Origin of the sequence: Streptomyces sp. NPDC002463 (assembly GCF_042889835.1) — a bacterium.
GTDB classification, from domain to species: Bacteria; Actinomycetota; Actinomycetes; order Streptomycetales; family Streptomycetaceae; genus Streptomyces; species Streptomyces nymphaeiformis.
The window spans coordinates 1-1097 of record NZ_JBIARL010000068.1; the positions used below are offsets into that span (position 1 = coordinate 1).

Annotated in this window: 1 protein-coding gene; it reads right to left on the bottom strand. The window is 70.6% G+C overall.

Annotated elements, in window-relative coordinates; translation table 11 throughout:
- Positions 1-1043 (bottom strand): acyltransferase domain-containing protein (locus ACFYX3_RS42050; protein ID WP_389025427.1); only part of this gene is annotated, 1043 nt, incomplete at its 3' end.
- Positions 1044-1097: the final 54 nt, after the last annotated feature.

The window sequence follows — 1097 nt, forward strand, 5'->3', positions numbered from 1 at the left end:
AGACCGGCCGAACGCAGGTCGGTCACCCGACCCGCCGGGGCCTCCAGCCAGTACCGCTCACGCTGGAACGGATACGTCGGCACGTCGACCCGGTTCGCGCCCAGACCCTCGAACACCGCCTCCCAGCCGACCTCCACACCGGTCACGAACAGGCGGGCCGCCGCGGTGAGGACCGACTCCTCCTCACCACGCCCCTTGCGCAACGCCGGCACCGCGACCGCACCCGGCACCACACCCGAGGCCATCGCCGACAGCACACCGTCCGGCCCCAACTCCAGGAACACACCCACACCCGCATCCGCCAGCGCCCGCACACCGTCACCGAACCGGACGGCCTCACGCACATGACGGACCCAGTACTCCGGCACCGACACCACACCCGCCGACACCAGGCCACCGGTCACGTTCGACACCAGCCCCACCACAGGCTCCGCGAACGACAACCCCTCCACCACCCGCCGGAACCCGTCCAGCATCGGCTCCATCAACGGCGAATGGAACGCATGGGACACCCGAAGACGCGACGACCGCCGCCCCTCCAACGCCCCCACCAGAGCCACCACTTCGGACTCCACCCCGGCCACCACCACCGAACGCGGACCGTTCACCGCCGCCACCGACACACCCGGCGTCAGCAACGGCACGACCTCGGCCTCCGCAGCCTCCACCGCCACCATCGCCCCGCCCGCAGGCAGACCGTCCATCAACCGCGCCCGCGCCTCCACCAGCACACACGCGTCCTCAAGACCCAGCACACCCGCCACATGGGCGGCCGCGATCTCCCCGACGGAATGACCGGCGACGAACCCGGCACGCACCCCCCACGACTCCACCAGCCGGAACAGCGCCACCTCGACCGCGAACAACGCCGGCTGAGCCCACAACGTCCGGTTCAACACACCCTCGTCCGCACCCCACACCACCTCGCGCAGACCCTCGAAACGGTCCACCACCGCATCGAAAGCCTCGGCGAACACCGGGAAACGGCCATACAGTTCACGACCCATCCCCAGCCGCTGGGCACCCTGACCGGAGAACAACACCCCCAGCCCCATGCCACTGGAGGCAGACCCCCGGGCCGCCTCCACCACACCCTC